The 4,570-nt window shown below is 68.8% G+C and carries 3 protein-coding genes; 2 read left to right on the top strand and 1 reads right to left on the bottom strand.

Annotation, left to right across the window (positions count from 1 at the left end; genetic code table 11):
- Together AC1D15_RS18965 and AC1D15_RS18960 are read left to right on the top strand one after the other, a co-directional pair.
- Positions 1-501: alpha/beta fold hydrolase (locus tag AC1D15_RS18965; RefSeq protein ID WP_477827203.1), on the top strand; the 501-nt coding region annotated here is incomplete at its 5' end.
- Between the two features lie 113 nt (positions 502-614).
- Entirely contained in the window at positions 615-3,845 is a 3,231-nt protein-coding gene (locus tag AC1D15_RS18960; protein ID WP_477827202.1) for a glycoside hydrolase family 3 N-terminal domain-containing protein, read from the top strand.
- Here AC1D15_RS18960 and AC1D15_RS18955 read toward each other — a convergent pair.
- Positions 3,814-4,570, bottom strand: a 757-nt coding sequence (locus AC1D15_RS18955) for a helix-turn-helix transcriptional regulator (RefSeq protein ID WP_477827201.1), incomplete at its 5' end; no start/stop codon positions are given. The genes AC1D15_RS18960 and AC1D15_RS18955 overlap by 32 nt on opposite strands.

Raw genomic sequence — 4,570 nt, 5'->3', positions numbered from 1 at the left:
GAGCAGGTGCGCCGCCTGGTGCTGATCGACGCACCGGTGCCCGGCGTCGGGCCGTGGGAAGAGATCCTGAAGAACCCGCTGCTGTGGCACTTCCGCTTCGGCGGGCCGGACATGGAGCGCCTGGTCGCCGGCCGCGAACGCATCTACCTCGATCGCTTCTGGAACGAGTTCTCGGCCACGCCCGCGCGCTTCAGCGAAGCGGCACGCCAGCACTACGCCGCGCTCTATGCCCGCCCGGGTGCGATGCATTCCGGCTTTGCGCAGTTCGCGGCGTTCGACCAGGACGCGGTCGACAACCGCGCCTTCCTTGCCGGCAACCGCCTGAAGATGCCCGTGCTGGCACTCGGCGGCGAGAAGTCGTTCGGCTTGACGATGGCCACCGTGATGCGCGCCGGCGCCGACGACGTGACCGAAGGCATCGTCCCCAACTCGGGCCACTGGATCATGGAAGAGAACCCGGCGGCCACCGGCCAGCTGGTGAAGAGCTTCCTCGCCAAGTAATGAGTATTTAACCTAGTGAAATAATTCATCAAGATCTCCTAGAGTCCGCGCAGCATCGAAATGGAAACGGTTCCATTCGATGCCTACAAGAGACATATCAAGGAGACGACACGATGAAACGGTGGCTCACGATGGGGCTGACGGCGCTCACGCTCGGCCTGGGCGGTTGCGGTGGTGGTGATGACGACGCACCGCCCGCACCGCCGCCGTCTCCTCCCGAGAACCAGCCGCTGGACGACTGGCCTGCGATCCAGAGCTCGATCCCGCAGGACGCCTCGCAGGAAGCGCAGATCCAGGGCCTCGTCGCGACCATGACGCTGGCGCAGAAGGTCGGCCAGATGACGCAGCCCGACATCCGCAGCATCACGCCCGACCAGGTGCGGCAGTACTACATCGGCTCGGTGCTGAACGGCGGCGGCGCCTGGCCCGGCAACAAGAAGAACGCCGCCGTGGCCGACTGGCTCGCACTGGCCGATGCCTACTGGCAGGCGTCGATGGACACCGACCTGGCCGTCAAGATCCCGGTGATCTGGGGCACCGACGCCGTGCACGGCCATGGCAATGTCTACGGCGCCACGCTGTTTCCGCAGAACATCGGCCTGGGCGCCGCGAACGATCCCGCGCTGATCGAGCGCATCGGCGAAGCCGTCGCGATGCAGGTGCATTCCACCGGCATCGACTGGACCTTCGCGCCGACGCTCGCGGTGGTGCGCGACGACCGCTGGGGCCGCACCTACGAAGGCTTCTCGGAAGACCCGGCCATCGTCGCCAGCTACGGCGGGCGCTACACCACCGGGCTGCAGGGCCGCTTCGCCGCCTCGGGCCGGCCCACCGTGGTGGCCACGGCCAAGCACTTCATGGGCGATGGTGGCACCGACCTGGGCAAGGACCAGGGCGAGAACAAGGCCACGCTCGCGGAGATGATCAACATCCACGGTGCCGGCTATTACACGTCGCTGGCAGCGGGTGCGCAGACCGTGATGGCCTCGTTCAACAGCTGGACCTTCCAGGGCAGCACGAAAGACGGCCTCGCGCTCGACTTCGCGAACGCCAAGTTGCACGGCAACAAGTACCTGCTGACCGACGTGCTGAAGACGAAGATGGGCTTCGACGGGCTGGTCGTCTCCGACTGGAACGGCATCGGCCAGGTGAAGTACACCGACGCGACCGGTGCGGTGAAGTCGTGCACCAATTCGTCGTGCCCGCCGTCCATCAACGCCGGCATGGACCTGATCATGGTGCCGGACGACTGGAAGGCCTTCATAGCCAACACCATCGCCTCGGTGAACGCCGGCGAGATCCCGATGGCGCGCATCGACGATGCGGTGACCCGCATCCTGCGCGTGAAGCTGCGCTCCGGGCTGATGAAGCTCGAGGGCGGTGCGACGGTCTCGACCAAGCCTTCGCTGCGCACCGGTGCCGGCGACCCGGCCGCGCTGCAGCACCGCGAGCTGGCCCGCGAGGCGGTGCGCAAATCGCTGGTGCTGCTGAAGAACGATGGCGGCGTGCTGCCGCTCCAGCGCGGCGAGAAGCTGCTGGTGGTCGGGCGCAGTGCCGACAGCATGTCGAACCAGACCGGTGGCTGGTCGCTGACCTGGCAGGGCACGTCGAACACGAATGCCGATTTCCCGAACGGCGACACCGTGCTGGCCGGCATCCGCGAGGCGGCGGGCGACGGCAACGTCACCTTCTCGGTCGACGCGGCCAACGTCAACGTGGCCGACTACCAGGCCGTGATCGCCGTCATCGGCGAGACGCCGTATGCCGAAGGCGCCGGTGACATCGGCAAGGCCGGCACGCTGGAGCATGCCAAGCGCTACCCGGCCGACCTCGCGGTGCTGGAGGCGGTGAAAGGCAAGGGCGTGCCGGTGGTGACGGTGCTGCTGAGCGGCCGCCCGCTGTGGGTGAACAAGGAGCTGAACCGCAGCGATGCCTTTGTCGCGGCCTTCCTGCCGGGCACCGAGGGCAAGGGCGTGGCCGACGTGCTGTTCCGCAAGGCCGACGGCACGGTGAACTTCGACTTCCAGGGCCGGCTCTCGTTCTCGTGGCCGAAGGAGGCCTGCCAGACGGTGCTGAACCGCGGCGATGCCACGTATGCGCCGCTGTTCGCCTACGGCTACGGCCTGGGCTACGCGGCGGCCGGCGCGGCGCTGGGCAACACGCTGGACGAGACCACGCCGACGCTCGGCTGCGGCCAGAGCGCGAACACCGGCCCGGCAGCGACCGAGCCGCTGGAGGTGTTCAACCTCGTCGAGAACCCGACCTTCCCGCTGTTCATCGGCTCATCGCCGAACTGGATGATCCCGGTGGGCGCCGACCTGAACGCGACCATCGTCACGCAGGACGGCACGCTGACGCTGCAGACCGCACAGGTCAACGTGCAGCAGGACGGCAAGAAGCTCACCTGGACCGGCCTGGGCGAGTTCAAGGCGATCGCGTCGGACCCGGCCAGCACCAGCGTGCGCAACCCGCAGAACCTGGAGAGCTACGTGCACCCGGATGCGAAGGCGGTGCTCGCGTTCGACATCGTGGTCGACCAGGCGCCGCAAGGCAGCGTGAAGATCCGCATCGACTGCGGCTACCCGTGCCGCGGCGAACTGGACGGCACCGCGGTGCTCAAGGCGCTGCCGCTGGGCACGAAGGCCACGGTGAAGATCCCGCTGTCGTGCTTCGCGGAGGCCGGCGCTGACTTCTCGGCGATCGACACCGCCTTCCTGGTGCAGACCGACAAGCCGTTCAGCGCGAGCTTCGCGAACATCCGCTGGCTGGTGAACGCGAGCGGCGATGCCGACACCCATGCCTGTGCCGAGCTGGCACCACCGCCGCCGCCCGCCATCGAGCCGCTGCCGGGCCCGAGCGCGACGCTGCTGGGAGCCGACGGCCTGCTCAGCGGCCTGGCGACGGGCATGTACACCTCGACGCCGACGCACGTGGTGGCCACGGTGGCGAACGGCGAGGCCGACCTGCAGTTCGCGGCCGACGGCGGCAACGGCACGTTCTACTTCACCGGCAGCGGGTTGAACCTGAGCGGCTATGCGGGCGGCACGCTGCAGTTCGAGCTGGCGGTCAGCAGCTGGGGCACCAACACCAAGGGCCTCGCGATCAAGATGGAGAGCCCGGGCGATGGCTGCCGCAACGTCGACTACGTGATCCCCGATGCGATGAAGCCGCCGGCCGACGGCGCCTTCCACGCGGTCACGCTGAACGTGGCGGACGTGACTGCGGTGAAGAACGCACCGTGTTTCACGCTCGACAACATCACCGTGCCGTTCGGGATCTTCCCGGTGTGGGACGACCAGCAGGGGGTGAGCTTCAAGGTGCGGAACGTGAAGCTGGTGCAGTGACGCCCTGGCGCCACGCCCGGGGCGACTGCCCGCTGATGCGCTTGAAGGCGTTGCTGAAGGCGCTCTCGGAGGTGTAGCCGAGCGCGCGCGCGATCACCGCCACCGGCGTGGCTTCGGTGCGCAGCGCGCGTTCGGCGAGGCGCATCCGCCAGTCGGTGAGGTAGGTCAGCGGTGCGACGCCCGCGACCGTGCGGAAGTGCAGCGCGAAGGTCGTGCGCGACATCGCACACGCCTTCGCGAGTTCGTCCAGGTGCCAGGCGCGCGCCGGCTCGCCGTGCATCAGCCGCAGCGCGGGGGCGAGGCGTGGGTCGCCCAGCGCGCGCAGCCAGCCGGCGGGCATCGGGCCGGCGGTCTGCAGGTGCGCGCGCAGGATCTGGATGAACAACAGCTGTGCGAGTTGCGCCGAGGCGAGCTGCGACCCCGGCAGCCCGGTGGCCTGTTCCTCGACGAGCTGGGCCAGCACCCAGCGGAAGATCGCTGCCTGCGGCGAGGCCGCCTGGATGTGGATCCACGGCGGCAGCACGTCGGCCAGCAGCCGCCCGCTGGTGGGGTCGAGCAGCACGTGGCCGCCGATGTGCGCGAAGTCCTCGCCGCTGCCGACCGCCGCCGTCGCACGGGCCGAGCCCGAGAACAGCGCCATCGCATCGACGGGCGTCACGTCGGGTGCGCTGGCCAGCACGAAGGAGCGGCGCGCCGCCAACAGGCCGACATCGCCGGTGTCGAAG

Source organism: Rhizobacter sp. P2_H2 (assembly GCF_056403375.1).
The sequence above is the reverse complement of the archived record's forward strand: the minus strand, read 5'-3'. Positions and strand labels throughout refer to the sequence as shown.